Origin of the sequence: Alkalibacterium sp. f15, from assembly GCF_049389645.1 — a bacterium.
GTDB lineage: Bacteria > Bacillota > Bacilli > Lactobacillales > Carnobacteriaceae_A > Alkalibacterium.
Window position 1 is genome coordinate 2046737 of sequence record NZ_CP186540.1, and the last position, 16276, is coordinate 2063012.

Consider the following 16276-nt stretch of genomic DNA (forward strand, 5'->3'; position numbering starts at 1 on the left):
GTAGGTTAGCATAGTGGTAGGTATAAGAGATATCGCAGAAAAAGCAAATGTTGCCATTTCGACCGTTTCATATGCGTTGAATGGGAATCCCCGGGTGAGCGAAGCGACAAGAGCAAGAATCTTGGCGATCGCAGATGAAATGAATTACATCCCTAATTTGGCCGGTCAAAACCTGAGAAGACAGAAAACAGATATTATTGCTGTCTACCTATCTTCTTATCAAGGGACGTTTTACGGCGAACTGCTGGAAGGAATGCATCAGAAAGCGGTGGAACTGGGACTGGAGCTGATCGTCTGCTCGGGTAAACGGTCCCGCTTATTTTTACCACAGCGATTGATCGACGGCATCCTGGTACTGGATGTGACGTATGAAAACGAGGAATTATTGAAATATGCCGATCTCAGTTATCCGATCGTCGTCCTCGATAGACAGTTGCCTCACGAACAGATACGATCCGTTTTACTCGACAACAAAGCAGGATCAAAAAAAGCGGTGCAGTCGCTCGTTGTTGGTGAAGAGATCGATAAGCTCTATATCATTTCCGGACCGGTACTTAATCACGATAGTTCAGAGCGTACAGAGGTGGCAGTTGAAGTTGCAAAAGCCAACAACGTTGAATATGAAATCATCGAAGGGGATTTCACTGAAGCATCCGGTTATCTGGCAGGAGAAAAAATGGACCTTGAACCGGAATTGAAATACGGTATCTTTGCCTTGAACGATGAAATGGCACTGGGGATACACAATTACTTGAGAAAAAATGTCTATCATATCGGTAAAGATATTTTCATTAGAGGCTTCGATAAAAACCAGGTTACTCAATATCTGGTACCCCCCATTAAAAGTGTGTCGTATTCAAAACATAACTGGGGAGCTATGGCGGTAGAGTCACTTCAAAAAATGATAAAAAAAGAAGAAGTAGAAAACAAAACAGTATCGACTTATTTTGAAAATTAAACTTAAAGGAGTTACAACATGGCTTGGTGGAAAAACGCAGTAATGTATCAAATTTATCCTAGAAGTTTTCAGGATTCCAATGGAGATGGCATCGGCGATATCCCGGGCATCATCAGCCGGCTGGATCATCTACAGAAGTTAGGTGTCACGGGGATCTGGTTGAGTCCAGTGTACCAGTCACCTAATGATGACAATGGTTATGATATCAGTGATTACCGTGCGATTCATCCCGATTTTGGCACAATGAATGACATGGATAAATTGATAGACGAAGCAAAAAAACGTGACATCCGTATCATAATGGATCTGGTCGTCAATCACACGTCAGACGAACATCAGTGGTTCGAAGAGTCTTTAAAAGGTAAAGAAAATAAATACAGAGATCATTACATCTGGAGAGATCCCGTCAACGGGAAAGAACCCAACGAATTAGTTTCCGTGTTCAGCGGGTCTGCCTGGGAATTTGATGAAGCGTCGGGTCAATATTACCTGCATTTATTCAGCAAAAAACAGCCGGACTTGAACTGGGAAAATCCAAAGGTAAGAGAAGATATTTATGAGATGATGAATTTCTGGCTGGATAAAGGCATCGGTGGTTTCCGCATGGATGTGATCGACTTGATCGGAAAATTGCCGGATCAGATGATCACAGGCAACGGCCCTAAACTGCACGACTATCTGAAAGAGATGCACCGGGAGACATTCGGTAACTACGACGTCATGACGGTCGGCGAAACCTGGGGAGTGACCCCGGCAACGGCACCTCTTTTTGCGTCACCCGAAAGAAAAGAGCTCTCGATGGTCTTCCAATTCGAACACTTGACCCTAGATGAGGAACCGGGGACAACCAAATGGGATTTGCTGGACCTCGACTTTTTGAAGCTCAAACAAGTCTTTAAAAAGTGGCAGACAGAACTGCCTGAAGACACGTGGAACAGTCTGTTCTGGAATAATCACGACACACCCCGCATCGTTTCAAGATGGGGCAATGACGGCAAGCACAGAGAGAGCAGCGCCAAAATGTTTGCTATCTTACTCCACCTGATGAAGGGGACCCCCTACATTTTCCAGGGAGAAGAAATAGGCATGGTCAATCGACCGATTTCTGACATTTCGCAAGCAGAAGATATTGAAACCATCAATATCTACCACGAACGCATGGCAAAAGGTCACACACACGACGACGTGATGCGCTCCATCAATGCCAAGGGCAGAGACAACGCCCGCACCCCGATGCAGTGGGACGGGAGCCGTCATGGCGGATTTACGACCGGAGAACCTTGGCTGGAAGTGAACCCGAATCATAAAGACCTCAATGTGGCAGGAAACCTGGACCAGTCAGATTCAGTCTTTTATACCTACCAACAGTTGATTCAACTGAGAAAAGATAACCAGCTGGTGATCAAAGGCGATTTCAACATGCTACTTGAAGACCACCCGCAGCTGTTCATCTATGAGCGCGCATACGAAGGAGAAGTGTGGACCGTCGTCGCCAACTTCAGCGACGAACCGTGTGAAGCAGCAATTCACGGCAAAGAAGAGGACCAGACGGTTGTTCTTTCTTCAACAAATAAAAATTCGTACGATTTGACCGAACTGAAATTGGAACCTTTCGAAACATTTGTAGTGAAAAGAAAGTGAAAAGAGAGGCTGCGGTGAGATGATTTCGTCTCACTGCGGCCTCTCTTTTGTCTGTCGATTTGCTTTAATTTGATCAAGAAAAGGATAAAGTCTTATTCGATCAAAAAGTCTTCTTCTATCAATAAGTGTTCCGGCTGACTGCCGATTTCAGTATTATGGAAATGCTCTCGGATCAGACCGTCATGCAGGTGATTGGCAATCGAAAGCATGATCATGCCCTGATCCAGCGCCAAGTAGGCCTTAGCGATCTCTTCCGTATCCAGATTAAGCGTGTCATAGTAGCCATAGTCTCCATACATGTCAAAGTCGTTTAAATACGCAAGATTCGCCATCACGGCCTCGCTGTCATAGTCCAGCGCCAAGAAACTGGCGTGCGGGGTGACCGTTGAAAGATCTGCATATCCGGAAATACCCATCACAGGTGCGCCGAATTCTGAATAGCCGTCAGGAAGGGCAGCGGGAGAGAAGCCCCAAGCAGGCAGGTCATTCATTTCAGCATATTTAATCTGACCCTGTACGTGTCGTGCGTTGTTTAAGCCTAAGCCTTTTTCGGCCAAGCCGATCTCATCTAGGATAAGAGCCGGCATCAACGCCTCAAACATGCTGCCGCCCCAACTTGGAACATAGGAGATGCCTTCGTACTCATAATGTCCCTGATACAATTCTTTGTCGCCATAACTGACCATTTCACCGGTCGGGATCTGCGACTGCCAGGTGTCAGTGGGTAAGTTTGTCCGATTGATATTCCACCAGTGTTCTTCCGGCACATCACCTTTTCCGATGGCTAAATAACTGGTGATACGCGTTTCGGAATAAAAAGTGCCATAATGGTGCTCAGTCATCTCCTCAGCTTGAACATCATAACCCCCTCGGAATAACCCGAAGTCTTCATCATATAAAGTACTGTAATCCATGCCCGCAACCAACTGATCGGTCTGCGTGCTCAAGTCATCAAAATAATCACCGATGACGATAAAACTTGCAGTCAACCAACCGTTATCGACCATGGAAATGAATTGGCCCCAGTCGGTCATCAGCTCGCCATCATTTATGTAATACCAATTGTAATACAAACCGTTCCACGTTTCCATCTCTTCCAGTGTATCCAGTGTCACGGCTATTTTTTCCTGACCTTCGTCAGCCGTAATAAAATCCATCTCGACAGCGGAGACAACACTCAACAGATACATGGCAATATTAGTGGGTGAAGTATGACCGGCTTCTTTCCACGAATCATTGAGATCGACACGGTCCGAAGTCAATCCTGTTTTTGGATCAGTGAAGTCTTCGAAAAAGGCAAAGGTATCTTCAGCGACCGTTGTCAGTTCTGCCTCAGGTGACTGACAGCCTGCTAAAATAAGTAAAGATAATCCGGCTAATAGTTTTTTCAAAAAAGTTCCTCCTTGGTTTGTGTTTAGTTCGTGATTTGTTTATGGATTTGTTGAAACGTTTCGACAACTCTTATTATATACAAAACCTAAGTATAAATAAAGCGCTTTATTAATATTTAAACGATATTTAAAAACCAGATGAAAAAGCTAGTCTTCCAAAAATAGTTTGGGTGGTCTTTCTCTAAAAGGGAAAAACCAATTCCCTTTGAGGGAATTGGTTTCATTTAAAATCATTGAAGGTAGTGTCATAAAAACAATAATGTGTTTTATTATAAAAATGCGCTTCAGCCGACGTCTTAGGTTGAACGACAGACTCGGCAGAATTATGCAGGTGAGTTCGACATTCCGTACGTAAGAGTGCAGATTCAGAAATGATGCTGTGGTGAGTTCGACATTCCGTACGCAAGAGTGCAGATTCAGAAATGATTTTGTGGTGAGTTCGACATTCCGCACGTAAGAGTGCAGATTCAGAAATGATTTTGTGGTGAGTTCGACATTCCGCACGCAAGACTGCAGATTCAGAAATGATTCTGTGGTGAGTTCGACATTGCGCACGCAAGAATGCAGATTCAGAAATAATTTTGTGGTGAGTTCGACATCCCGTACGCAAGAGTGCAGATTCAGAAAAAATTCTGTGGTGAGTTCGACATTCCGCACGCAAGAGTGCAGATTCAGAAATAGTTTTGTGGTGAGTACGACATTGCGCACGCGAGACTGCAGATTCAGATATGATTCTGTGGTGAGTTCGACATTCCGCACGCAAGACTGCAGATTCAGAAATAATTCTGTGGTGAGTTCGACATCCCGCACGCAAGAGTGCAGATTCAGAAAAATCCCACGACGAGTGGGTCATACCCAAGTAAATACCATGATTTGAGGTATACTATGGGTGACAGTTGAAGCAGATAGATGACATGACATCTATGACCGCTCACTAAGAGAAACGCCACGACAGGACGAGCTAACAGCAAGGGGGAATCTCAATGCATCTGGTACCCATCGAACAATTAGAGCGCAAGGACATTAGAAAAATGAAAAGACTCAACAGAGAGGCCTTTCCTAAGGTAGAGAGAATCCCTTTTGATAAGCTGGCCGAGGTGTCCAAGTCCGATCAGTTTGATTTTCTGGCCATTAAAGCCGACGAACTGTTCATCGGCTTTTTTCTCATAGCCAAGAATAAGGGAGACGCGTATCTGATGTTCTTTGCGATAGCCAAACGACACCGAGCAAAAGGATACGGAGGGCCTACACTCATCGCATTACAAGAGTACTATCCCAGCAAGCAGATCGTGCTGGATCTTGAAGAAATGGCAGATGATGAACCAAACATAAAGCAACGCGAAGCAAAAAAAGAGTTTTACAAACGTACTGGCTTTATGGAAACAGGCTACAACATACATTACGCCAACAAGCATTTTGAACTATTATGTAACAAAGAAACGTTCAATAAAGAAAGTTTCAGGACCTTATTGGATGAAATCAAAGATATCGTCAATACCATTAAAGCAGAGAAGTTTGAACCTGTTATTACAGAGAAATAAGTCTTATAAATGTAAAAAGCTGCCAACTTGGGCAGCTTTTACTAATTAGTCAGTTTTTTGTTTTCCGATTTCTATCGCAAGGGTCCCCCATTGTTTTTCTTTTTCAGGGGCATAGAGTGCATAGGTCCGTTCCAACAGGGCCTCAACTGTTTTACCATGTGAACCCAAGTCTCTCGCCGGAATGGTTTCGTACATTTCCTTGAAAGTAGGGAAGGGGGTCAAATTATTGACACGTACGGTAACGTCGTCAAATGGATCAGTTAATTTGCTGAAGGTAATGAAATCCCCAACAGACAGCTTGCGTCGTTTTTCATCATTTAAGCGTACTTCAACGGTTTTCTTGCCGGAAGCCATTAGTTCAAAAGGACGATCATAAAGTCCCATAAAGTAATGCATCGAATGTTTCCTCCCATAAAAAATTCCCCTGAAAGCAATAGGGGAATTTCACATCATTAATTTTTTGAATCTTAAATTACTTTTCCTTGTATTAAGCCCAAGCACCTTTACGGAATACGGGTACGCGAGTGCCATCTTTACGGATTCCGTCGATATCCATTTGGTCTGAACCGATCATGAAGTCAACGTGAACGTCAGAACGGTTTAATCCGGCTTCTTTCAGTTTGTCTTCAGACATTTCTGTTCCGCCTTCTAAGTTGAATGCGTAAGCAGAACCCAGTGCCAAATGGTTTGAAGCATTTTCGTCAAATAAGGTGTTGAAGAAGGTCAAACCAGACCGTGAGATAGGGGAAGCGTCTGGTACTAAAGCAACTTCACCTAAACGTGCTGCACCTTCGTCCGTTTTGATCAATTCTTTAAGCACGTCTTCGCCTTTTTCAGCTTTAACGTCAACAACTTTACCATCTTTGAAATGGAATTCCATGCCTTCAATGATGTTACCGGCATAACTTAATGGCTTGGTAGAAACAACCACGCCGTCGACACGGTTAGCATCAGGTGCGCTGAATACTTCTTCAGTAGGCATGTTAGCCATGAAGCGTTCGCCGCGAGCGTTCAAGCTGCCGGCGCCTTCCCAACGGTGACCTACAGGTAATCCGACAGTCAAGTCAGTGCCTAAAGCTGTATAGTGCAGTGAAACGAATTGTTCTTTGTTCAATTCTTCTGCTTTGGATTCTAAAGTTTTATCTTTGTTTTCCCAAGAGGAGACAGGACTTTCATCGTATAAATGAATGGCTTTAAAAATAGCATCCCACAACGCATCAACACGTTCTTCAGCAGTGTTCAGTTCAGGGAATACTTTTTCAGCCCATTTTTCACCAGATGCGGCAGCAACGACCCAGCTTACTTTGTTTGACTGAGTGGCTTTACGCATTGCTGAAAACGCACGGCCATTTGCTTTTTGAGCAGCAGCGATTTTCTTGTTGTCCAGCCCTTTAAGTGAATCAGGGTCAGAAGAACGAACGCTGATACGACTTGCACCTTTTTCGATGAAATCCAGCGATTCGTCTACTTTATATTCAGGAACAGTAGCAACGACTTCTTCAGGAGCATGTTTGAATGTGGAACGAGTCACTTGATCGTCCGTCCATTTAACGATAACTTCTTTAGCGCCTTTTTGATAAGCCGCTTCAGTTATTAAACGAGCCAGTGGAGCTTGATCAACGTCAACGCTTAATACAACAGTATGCCCATCAGAAACGTTTACACCTGTTGTTACTAACAAGTCAGCGTATTTCTTTAGATTGTCTTCAAAATTCGGTAATACCATAATAATTCCTCCTACATTTTTTACATTACTATATAATATTAGCACAGATGACAGGATGTCACAATCTAAAAATGATTGCCACCGGTATTTAATATAAATCTGATTGGTCGGATTATTTTAACAGGTTTGTCTGACGAAAAACAAAAGGCGTCCGACTACTTATGATAAATTAATTATATTTTTAAACTGGTTTAAAAGCCTTTAACCATAATGTTCAATATGTTATACTTGTAATCATTATAGGGTATTAGAGGTTAAAATTTTATTAATAAGGGAGTGAAGAAGATGCCTAGAAAAAGGAGAATTCTGAAAGAGCATATCTTAGATGCTGCTTTGGAATTAATAAAAGATGAAGGTTTTAATCATTTCACAGCGCGACGCATTGCCGAGTATCTTAATGCATCGACTCAACCGATTTATAAAGAGTTTAAAAATATGGATGATTTGAAAGAAAATTTACTTGATTATGTAAAAGAGATCATCCGAAAAGATGTATTCAATATTTCTGTCAAGGATACTCGTTTAGATTATGTGTGTGCGAATTACATACGTTTTGCTAAAGAAGAAGGACCTCTTTTCTGCGCTCTCTTTTTGGGAGGAGAAGCAGCATCCAGCCCCTTACATGAGTGTGCCTTCCTTTCGTTAAACCAAGTGATGGATCAGATGAAAGAATTAGACGAAAAAAATAGCGTGGAAAAAAAGGCGTTTTTAGATATCGTCTGGCCTTCTATTCATGGAATGGCTGTATTAACTGCCCAAGGGCAATATGAATTCACCGAAAAAGAACTCGTAGATAAAGCCAATCATATCGTTGCCCATTCATTGATCACTTGGAAAAATTCCTGAAAAATTAGTTATAGTAAAAAAGGTTCGAATAAGAGGTATGAAACCTCCTAATCAAGCCTTTTTTTGTTGTTCAGTAAATTAAAATGGAACCGTATCAGGATCTTTCGCCGAGCCGGCACGGCCGGCCAGACCGTCGATCCGTTGCATATCCACTTCTTCGATGTCGAAGTCAAAGATAGCGGCGTTCTCCCAGACACGTTCTTTCGTGACTGTTTTTGGCAGAGGCAAGAAAGCGTGTTGCAAGCTCCAGCGTAAAACGAGTTGCGCGATCGATCTGTCATATTTTTCAGCCAAATCACTCAATTCGTCGATTTCAAAAATCTTACCTGTGCCGAGAGGACTATAAGCTGCATTGATGATGTTGTGTTCGTTATTATATTTAACTGTCTCGGGCTGCATTTCGCTTGGATTCAGCAGGATCTGATTCACAGCCGGTTTGATATTCGCCGTTTCAAGTAGAGCATCCAGGTGATGCGGAAGGAAGTTGGATACACCAAGCGTTTTTATCTTACCTATAGCTACCGCTTCTTCCATGGCTTTCCAACTTTCGGCGTTTGCTTGTTTCCAATTATCGCGGAAATGGATGGGGTTCGGCCAGTGGATCAGCATCAGATCGATATAAGGTGTGTCCAGTTTGCGCAGGGATTCTTCAATCGCTTTTTTCGTTTTATCATACCCGTGTTCTTTGTTGTCCAGTTTAGTGGTTATGAAGATTTCTTCACGCGGCACAGCACTTTCTTTTACGGCTTCGCCAACGTCTTCTTCGTTTTTGTAACCTTGAGCCGTATCGATGTGGCGGTAGCCGGCTTCGAGGGCCCATAAGATTGCTTGCTTGCATTCTTGATCTTGGGCTTGAAAAGTGCCAAAACCTAATTTTGGAATGGTTAAACCGTTATTCATTTGATATCCTTCTGTCAATGCCATGTAAAAATTCCCACCTTCAACTTATTTTCCTTCGTTAAAAGTATAGCGAAAGAAATGGAAGAGGTCCAACGAGAATGCTTGAAAAAAGAGTAGGGAAGAAAGGTGTCCGAAGCAACAACCCACGTCCGTTGTTACTACCAAACATCCTCTATTCTCTACTCTAGAAATATTACTTACTTATTTTTGTATGCTGCCATTACTTTTACGGCAAAACTTTTCAGATTCTCAATGTCTTCTGCTTCAGGATTCAAATTCACTTTGACATTTTCAGCACCCTTTAAGGCACCGGTCTTTTCAAATTGCTCATCAAAATCATCCACTGATTTACAATATTTCTCATAAAACGTATCACCGGAACCAAAGCAGCCGAATATCTTACCTGTTAAATCCACGTCTTCAAGTTCTTCATAAAAGTCGACGATTTCATCCGGCAAATCAGCATCGGTTCCATAGGTGTATGTACCAACCAACGCGATGTCGACACCTTTCAAGTCTTCAGGGTCAGCAAAAACACTTTCGACCAGTTCAACCTCAGCGCCTAAATCTTTAAACGCTTCTTCCAAAATCTCCGCACATTCTTCCGTGTTTCCCGTTAAACTTGCATACACGATCATTACACTAGGCATTGCTTTCACTCCTTAAATATCTTTTTTATTTAATAACGTTCAAATAAGCTCTATCCTAAAAGGATACCATTTTAGGGTGAGATTTTCAATGAAAGCCAATTGGAACAAAGGCTTCAAAGTTCAAGTATTTTTTTCTTGAGATTGATGAATGAAAACGGTTATACTAGGTGGGCAAGTGTCATTTTCAGCGAGATATAAAAGCGAACACCATTTCCAAGTTGTAAAAATACTAATTAGAGGAGTGAGTCAATGTTTCATAAAGAACTCGATGCCTTCCCAGAAGACTTCTTATGGGGATCCGCATCTGCCGCTTATCAAATCGAAGGGGCAATGAAAGAAGACGGAAAAGGAGAATCCGTTTGGGATAAATTTGTGCAGATACCTGGTAAGACCTTCAAAGGCACGACTGGCGAAGTTGCGGTTGACCATTATCACCGTTACAAAGAAGACGTCAAACTGATGGCGGATCAAGGATTGAAAGCCTACCGTTTCTCCATTGCCTGGGCACGTGTGATCCCAGATGGAGACGGTGAAGTGAACGAGAAAGGACTCGAATTTTACGATAACTTGATCAACGAGTTATTAAAATACGGTATTGAACCGCTCGTCACCTTGTACCACTGGGATATCCCACAAGCTTTGCAGGACAAATACGGCGGATGGGAAAATCGTCAAGTGATCGCAGACTTTACCCGTTATGCCGAAATCCTTTTCAATCGTTACAACGACAGAGTGAAATACTGGGTCAGTTTGAATGAACAGAACATCTTCATCAAACTCGGCTACAACATGGCAGCTCATCCACCAAATGTCAAAGACGAAAAACGCATGTATGCAGCCAACCACATTGCGCATCTGGCAAATGCTTCCGTCATCAAACGCTTCAGAGAAATGGATATGCCTGGCATGATCGGACCGAGTTTTGCATATGGCCCAACCTATGCGTTAGACAGTCATCCACTCAACCAACTGGCGGCAGAAAACAATGAAGAGTTCAACGCTCACTTATGGATGGATATCTATGTGCGCGGCGAATACCCGTCAGTCGTCTGGAAATATCTGGAGCGCAATGATTTGACGCCGGATGTCCAACCCGGTGACAAGGCGCTGCTCAAAGCAGGCAAACCTGATTTCATGGGACTGAATTATTACCAGACTGCGACCGTTGAAGCGAATCCTATAGACGGCGTGGCTGAGGGTAAAATGAATACGACCGGTAAAAAAGGAACGAGTCAGGCAAGCGGCGTTCCTGGCATGTATAAATCAGCCGAAAACACCTTCATCGAAAAAACCGACTGGGACTGGGACATCGACCCAACCGGTCTGCGCATAGCGATGCGTCGCATCAACAGCCGCTATCATCTGCCTATTCTAATTACGGAAAATGGTTTAGGTGCCTATGACGATCTGGAAGCAGACGGGTCGGTTCATGACGACTACCGTATCGACTTCTTGAAAAACCACGTTAGAACGATTCAAGAAGCGATCACAGACGGGGTCGACGTATTAGGTTATTGTACATGGAGCTATACCGATCTGCTCAGCTGGATGAACGGCTACCAGAAACGTTACGGTTTTGTATACGTTGATCGTGAAGAACTGGATGAAAAAGAACTCAAGCGTTACAAAAAAGACAGTTACTTCTGGTACAAAAAAGTGATCGAATCAAACGGCAAAGAACTGTAATCGATCGAAGCGGAAATGGTCTCGGAGTCCCGAGGCCATTTTTTTGGTATATTAGGAGACTTTAAAGTAAAATAAGATTAGCAAAATGACTATACATTAAGGAGTTTGAATCTATGACAAAAGCAGTTGTAATCGTTAACCCGACCAGTGGCAGTGAAGAAGGCAAAGAATATGGTCCTCAAGCTAAAGCCGAACTTGAAAAATTATATGATGAAGTGGAACTGAAATGGACAGAAAAAGCCGGGGACGCTACAAAGTTTGCCCGTGAAGCCGCACGTGCTCAGGTGGATGCGATTTATGCCTTGGGTGGTGACGGTACAGTGAACGAATGCGTGAACGGCATTGCACCAGAAGAATACCGACCAGCTTTTGGCTTTATCCCGCTGGGTACCGTCAACGACTTGGGGCGTGTTCTGGACATCCCGATGAACCCGGACAAAGCGATCAAAGCCTTGACGAACCGCAAGAAAAAAACGATCGATATCGGGAAATTGAATGATACATATTTTATCGATATTGTCGCTATCGGATCAGTTCCCGAAGCGGTCCATGATGTGCCGATCGAGAAGAAAACCAAGTTAGGTCCGATTGCCTATGTTATTGAAGGGGCTAAAGCCATCTCCGAAAAAAAAGTCTACCCCTTCAAATTCGATATCGACGGTGAAACCGCAGAAGTGGATTCATTCCTAGTGCTCATTGCCCTAACGAATTCCGTGGCGGGGATTCAATCGATGATTCCAGACGCACGCGTGGATGATGGCTTCCTGCACCTGGTAGCATTAGAAGGCCACAAGATTTCTGACAAGCTCGATCTGATACCGAAAATCTTAGCTGGAAAACTGACCGATGACGAACGGGTCTTTTACCGCAAGTTCGAAGAAGCCCATGTTTCACTCTCAGATGAACAAAAAGATGAATCAGTCATCACAAATGTTGACGGTGATAAAGGCGATTCACTACCGATAAAATTAAAAGTTTGTAAACAGCATATCGAAGTCTTTATACCTGACACGGACGAATAAATAGCGTATACTACAGGTAAGAAATAAGGCAAGCAAAGGTGTTTTGAGCTTGCACACTTACCAGATGGGCCGTCCTCTTATTAAAATTTACTGTTCACCAAATAATCAACCCTTTTTTCCTTGATTGAATACACTTGCCCCCTATGCTAAAATGGGGAAGGAAAATAGATAAGATGAAAATCAACTGAACACGACAATTTTTAATGAAGAGAGAAAATTAAAATCAATAAAGAGGACGGTCTTTATGTCGAAAACGAAAGTAAGAGAAATACTGAATTCCGATGATACAAAAAAGGAAAAATTTGAATACTTGTGGGGATACTACCGCTGGCACGTGATATTTTCCGTGTTAGCGTTATTTTTTGTGGGCTATCTTTTTGAAGACTGGATGAACCGACCCATCACCGTGTTTCATGTTACGGTACTGGCGCCAGAAGTGGTACAGCAAGAAGCGCCAAACTTAACCGATGACCTCAACGACCTGTTGGAACCCGAAGGTCGGAACGAGACCGCTTATGCTACTTTCACGGCTCACGGTCAAACGGCCGACCGATTCGTGGCCCAAATCACCGCGGCAGAGTATGATGTGATTTTGATGAATCAAACAGATTTTGAAGAATATGCTGCCTATGATAACATGATGTCGTTCCGCTTAACTGGTTTGTCGGAAGAAGACTATTATCAGCCGGATAATTATGACGAGCCGATCGGCATAGATTCAAGTCAGTTATCGGTATTTGATGGGTATGAAACGACCAAAGACCTGGTTGTCATGATTCCCGGAAATACCCAACGCCGCGATGCCATCGAAGACTTCTTCAAAACCCAAGGCTACGAGATAGAATTTTTCGGTACAAATCAATAATTAGAATCATGCACGGATGGGGAAGAAAAATCAATCAAGAGGACGGTCTTTTATGGCGAAAACGAAAATAAGAGAAATACTGAATTCAGAAGATACCACCAAAGAAAAAATCGACTACCTGTGGGGATACTACCACTGGCACGTAGTGATCGCCGTGATCGTGGTGTCGCTCCTGGCCTTTATCACGGTTGATGCATTCAACCGCACCGAGACCACCTTTCACGTAACGGTCTTTGCAGCCGAAGTCAGTTTTTTAGAAGAAGAAGCATTGATCAACGATCTGAACGATTTGCTGGAACCGGAAAGTGAGAAAGAGTCAGCCTACGTATCCTTTACACCACAGGGACGTATGGTGGAAGGCTTTCTCGCTAGATTAGCTGCAGCGGAATACGACCTGATCCTGATGGACAATGAAGCTTATGAACAATATTCGGAACTTGGAGCCATGCTGGAATTTCGCTTAACGGGTTTGCCGGAAGAGGACTATTACCAACCTGACGGCCATGACGACCCGATCGGTATAGATTCAAGCCAGTTACCGATATTTGATGGGTATGAAACAACCAAAGACACGATCGTGATGATTCCCGAAAACACCCGTCGCCGCGAAACGGTCAAAGACTTCTTTGAGACCCAAGGCTACGAGATAGAATTCATCGATCAAGACTAATACAATACGGAAAGCCTTCGACTCTCGGGTCGAAGGCCTCTTTTTTTATCTTCGGAAGGACGAAACTGACCGCCACGGGTCAGTTTCCACAACCTTTGAAAGGTTTAGTGGTGCATACTCGCTCTGGAGCGAGTATGGACATCGTAAAAAGCGGGTTTTGCGGTCGGTTCGGTAAGTAGGGATTCAAGCGTGGATGCAACTTACCGAACTCGGCGGTATTCGGTAGGTTGCCGCTAACTCTGTTCAGCTAATCGCCGAACTTGGCACGCCTTCGACACTTTGAAAAACTTTCGCGCCGCTAATTACCGAATGGAGGCTCATTCGGTAATTAGCGGCGCATTTAATTTTTCTAATAACCGAACCTGCATGAGCTTCGGCACATTGGGGAGGAACAACACTGGCTACTTACCGAACCTTTCACTATTCAGCACTTAGAAAAGTAAAATCACCTCCAAAGTGTCGAACCATGACAAATTTGAAGCTGATTTGACGAGTTTAGACCGTATTCACAAAAATATCTCAAAAACACTCAACAATTTTGATGAAAAAATTATTAGCTGGACAATATTAAAGGTGAAGGGGTGAGAGCAAATTGATACTCAAGCATAGAGAGAAGTCTAAACTTCACTTGGGACTTCTCGCACTGGATAAACGAATGGAATTGCAGGACACTGATCGAAATTATCTGCTCAATCTAGAGAAGGGATTTGAAGGAGAGGAGCTTTTTGACGCGTATGTCAAAAAGTATCTGATTAAAGAAGTGATCGTTTTGAATGATTTGCTGCTGACGAGTCGAACAAGTACGTTTCAAGTGGACAGTATCCTCATTACTTCGGATACGCTATATATATACGAAATCAAAAACTATAAAGGGAATTATCAAATGAATGCCGGTCAATTGACGACGCTCACTGGGCAGGAGATCAATAGTCCACTGAATCAGGTGAGTCGTGCAAAAACATTGATGAAGCAGTTAATCAAAGATTTAGGGTACGGGTTGAGTGTTGAAGCCTTAGTGATATTTGTGCATCCAACCTTTCATCTGTATCAGGCAAAGCCTTCCGAATCTGTTGTTTATCCGAATCAAATTGAGAAACATTTCAAAGATATCAATCACCGACTAACACCACTATCGAAAGAGCAGCGCTATCTGGCTCAAAAGTTGGTAAAAGAAAATAGAGAATCAGTGCCTTATGAGAAACAGTTACCCGACTTTGAGTATGAAAATCTAAAGAAAACTGTATACTGCATGACCTGCGGTGAGAGTCAGGTGACTGTGACTCGGAAAAAAAGTTGCTGTGTGCCGTGTCAGAATAAACAGGCGCTGGATAAAACAATACTGGAGCATGTAGAAGAGTTTAAACTGCTTTTCCCTAAAGAAAAACTGACTGCACGATGCCTTTATGACTGGTGCGGAAAACAAATCAGTCCACGCCGTCTAAGGAACGTTTGTAGAAAACACTACAAAAAAGTAGGAACGACAAGCAACAGCTACTACGAATAAGATATGTGAGCCTTCGACTCCCGAGTCGAAGACTTCTTTATGAATTTTAGAAAGAAGAAACTGACGGGCGTCAGTTTCTAAACCCATTGAAGTTTAGTGGTGCATACTCGCTCTGGAGCGAGTATGGACATCATGAAAAGCGGGTTTTGCGGTCGGTTCGGTAAGTAGGGATCCAAGCGTGGCGTCAACTTACCGAACTTGGCGGTATTCGGTAAGTTGACGCGGAACCCACTCAGCTAATTACCGAACTCCATACACCTTCGACACTTTGGAATAGTTAATCTCCTGCTAATTACCGAATGAGTCCCGATTCGGTAATTAGCGTTACTTGCTCAGTTTCAAAGTGCCGAATAGTCAGCACCTTCGACACTTTGAAACTGAGAATCTTCTCCTAACGACCGAACTAGCCCTCATTCGGTAATTAGCAAAGATACGGCTCATCCTACTTACCGAACTTGCCCGAATCACGAACCAATCACGCACAACTCACTCAATCAACACCCAAATTTCCCGAATGCGACCCTTCTAATGCTGTCCATACTCGCCGGCAGCGAGTATGCTCCTTCCAAAAGTAGGAACGACAAGTAACAGCTACTACGAGTAAGATATGTGAGCCTTCGACTCCCGAGTCGAAGGCTTCTTTATGAATTTTAGAAAGAAGAAACTGACGGGCGTCAGTTTCTACACCCATTGAAGTTTAGTGGTGCATACTCGCTCTGGAGCGAGTATGGACATCATGAAAAGCGGGTTATGCGGTCGGTTCGGTAAGTAGGGATCCAAGCGTGGCGTCAACTTACCGAACTTGGCGGTATTCGGTAAGTTGACGCGGCCCCCGTTCAGCTAATTACCGAACTCCATACACCTTCGACACTTTGG

At 43.4% G+C, this 16276-nt stretch carries 14 protein-coding genes; 9 read left to right on the forward strand and 5 right to left on the reverse strand.

Annotation, left to right across the window (positions count from 1 at the left end):
• Positions 1-13: 13 nt before the first annotated feature.
• The gene (locus ACO1PF_RS09825) at positions 14-958 is read left to right on the forward strand and encodes a LacI family DNA-binding transcriptional regulator (RefSeq protein ID WP_423188875.1); all 945 of its coding nucleotides are present in this window, start codon (positions 14-16) and stop codon (positions 956-958) included.
• Positions 959-976: 18 nt separating this feature from the next.
• Entirely contained in the window at positions 977-2599 is a 1623-nt protein-coding gene (locus tag ACO1PF_RS09830; protein WP_423188876.1) for a glycoside hydrolase family 13 protein, read from the forward strand.
• A 92-nt stretch (positions 2600-2691) separates the two neighbouring features.
• On the opposite strand, the gene ACO1PF_RS09835 is transcribed toward ACO1PF_RS09830, so the two are convergent.
• Entirely contained in the window at positions 2692-3990 is a 1299-nt protein-coding gene (locus ACO1PF_RS09835; RefSeq protein ID WP_423188877.1) for a glucoamylase family protein, read from the reverse strand.
• Between the two features lie 983 nt (positions 3991-4973).
• Here ACO1PF_RS09835 and ACO1PF_RS09840 point away from each other — a divergent pair.
• Positions 4974-5531 (forward strand): GNAT family N-acetyltransferase, encoded by a 558-nt coding sequence (locus ACO1PF_RS09840; protein ID WP_423188878.1) that lies wholly within the window; start codon positions 4974-4976, stop codon positions 5529-5531.
• A 45-nt stretch (positions 5532-5576) separates the two neighbouring features.
• On the opposite strand, the gene ACO1PF_RS09845 is transcribed toward ACO1PF_RS09840, so the two are convergent.
• Together ACO1PF_RS09845 and ACO1PF_RS09850 are read right to left on the reverse strand one after the other, a co-directional pair.
• Entirely contained in the window at positions 5577-5927 is a 351-nt protein-coding gene (locus ACO1PF_RS09845) for an ASCH domain-containing protein (protein ID WP_423188879.1), read from the reverse strand.
• A gap of 91 nt (positions 5928-6018) precedes the next feature.
• Positions 6019-7257: an aminopeptidase gene (locus ACO1PF_RS09850; RefSeq protein WP_423188880.1), complete on the reverse strand. Its 1239-nt coding sequence runs from the start codon at positions 7255-7257 to the stop codon at positions 6019-6021.
• A 285-nt stretch (positions 7258-7542) separates the two neighbouring features.
• Here ACO1PF_RS09850 and ACO1PF_RS09855 point away from each other — a divergent pair, with 285 nt between their 5' ends.
• Positions 7543-8103: a TetR/AcrR family transcriptional regulator gene (locus tag ACO1PF_RS09855; RefSeq protein WP_423188881.1), complete on the forward strand. Its 561-nt coding sequence runs from the start codon at positions 7543-7545 to the stop codon at positions 8101-8103.
• Between the two features lie 78 nt (positions 8104-8181).
• Here the strand turns inward: ACO1PF_RS09855 and ACO1PF_RS09860 are convergent, their stop codons facing one another.
• Together ACO1PF_RS09860 and ACO1PF_RS09865 are read right to left on the reverse strand one after the other, a co-directional pair.
• Positions 8182-9027 (reverse strand): aldo/keto reductase, encoded by an 846-nt coding sequence (locus tag ACO1PF_RS09860; RefSeq protein WP_423188882.1) that lies wholly within the window; start codon positions 9025-9027, stop codon positions 8182-8184.
• Positions 9028-9200: 173 nt separating this feature from the next.
• On the reverse strand, positions 9201-9653 hold the full coding sequence (locus tag ACO1PF_RS09865) for a flavodoxin (RefSeq protein WP_423188883.1): 453 nt from the start codon (positions 9651-9653) through the stop codon (positions 9201-9203).
• A 249-nt stretch (positions 9654-9902) separates the two neighbouring features.
• Between ACO1PF_RS09865 and ACO1PF_RS09870 the strand changes: the two genes are divergently transcribed.
• The 5 genes from ACO1PF_RS09870 to ACO1PF_RS09890 all read left to right on the forward strand — a co-directional run bounded on the left by ACO1PF_RS09870 (position 9903) and on the right by ACO1PF_RS09890 (position 15400).
• The gene (locus tag ACO1PF_RS09870) at positions 9903-11339 is read left to right on the forward strand and encodes a glycoside hydrolase family 1 protein (RefSeq protein WP_423188884.1); all 1437 of its coding nucleotides are present in this window, start codon (positions 9903-9905) and stop codon (positions 11337-11339) included.
• A gap of 113 nt (positions 11340-11452) precedes the next feature.
• Positions 11453-12361 (forward strand): diacylglycerol/lipid kinase family protein, encoded by a 909-nt coding sequence (locus ACO1PF_RS09875; RefSeq protein ID WP_423188885.1) that lies wholly within the window; start codon positions 11453-11455, stop codon positions 12359-12361.
• 244 nt (positions 12362-12605) lie between these two features.
• On the forward strand, positions 12606-13226 hold the full coding sequence (locus tag ACO1PF_RS09880) for a hypothetical protein (RefSeq protein WP_423188886.1): 621 nt from the start codon (positions 12606-12608) through the stop codon (positions 13224-13226).
• A 52-nt stretch (positions 13227-13278) separates the two neighbouring features.
• Complete coding sequence (locus ACO1PF_RS09885) at positions 13279-13896, forward strand: hypothetical protein (protein ID WP_423188887.1); 618 nt, start codon at positions 13279-13281, stop codon at positions 13894-13896.
• Between the two features lie 592 nt (positions 13897-14488).
• The gene (locus ACO1PF_RS09890; protein ID WP_423188888.1) at positions 14489-15400 is read left to right on the forward strand and encodes a nuclease-related domain-containing protein; all 912 of its coding nucleotides are present in this window, start codon (positions 14489-14491) and stop codon (positions 15398-15400) included.
• Positions 15401-16276 lie beyond the last annotated feature (876 nt).

Bases quoted from the DNA above. Each gene is read 5' to 3' on its own strand.
- ACO1PF_RS09880 (WP_423188886.1), top strand. From the start codon at position 12,606: ATGTCGAAAACGAAAGTAAGAGAAATACTGAATTCCGATGATACAAAA.
- ACO1PF_RS09865 (WP_423188883.1), bottom strand. From the start codon at position 9,653: ATGCCTAGTGTAATGATCGTGTATGCAAGTTTAACGGGAAACACGGAA.
- ACO1PF_RS09875 (WP_423188885.1), top strand. From the start codon at position 11,453: ATGACAAAAGCAGTTGTAATCGTTAACCCGACCAGTGGCAGTGAAGAA.
- ACO1PF_RS09855 (WP_423188881.1), top strand. From the start codon at position 7,543: ATGCCTAGAAAAAGGAGAATTCTGAAAGAGCATATCTTAGATGCTGCT.
- ACO1PF_RS09845 (WP_423188879.1), bottom strand. From the start codon at position 5,927: ATGCATTACTTTATGGGACTTTATGATCGTCCTTTTGAACTAATGGCT.
- ACO1PF_RS09850 (WP_423188880.1), bottom strand. From the start codon at position 7,257: ATGGTATTACCGAATTTTGAAGACAATCTAAAGAAATACGCTGACTTG.
- ACO1PF_RS09840 (WP_423188878.1), top strand. From the start codon at position 4,974: ATGCATCTGGTACCCATCGAACAATTAGAGCGCAAGGACATTAGAAAA.
- ACO1PF_RS09885 (WP_423188887.1), top strand. From the start codon at position 13,279: ATGGCGAAAACGAAAATAAGAGAAATACTGAATTCAGAAGATACCACC.
- ACO1PF_RS09860 (WP_423188882.1), bottom strand. From the start codon at position 9,027: ATGGCATTGACAGAAGGATATCAAATGAATAACGGTTTAACCATTCCA.
- ACO1PF_RS09870 (WP_423188884.1), top strand. From the start codon at position 9,903: ATGTTTCATAAAGAACTCGATGCCTTCCCAGAAGACTTCTTATGGGGA.
- ACO1PF_RS09830 (WP_423188876.1), top strand. From the start codon at position 977: ATGGCTTGGTGGAAAAACGCAGTAATGTATCAAATTTATCCTAGAAGT.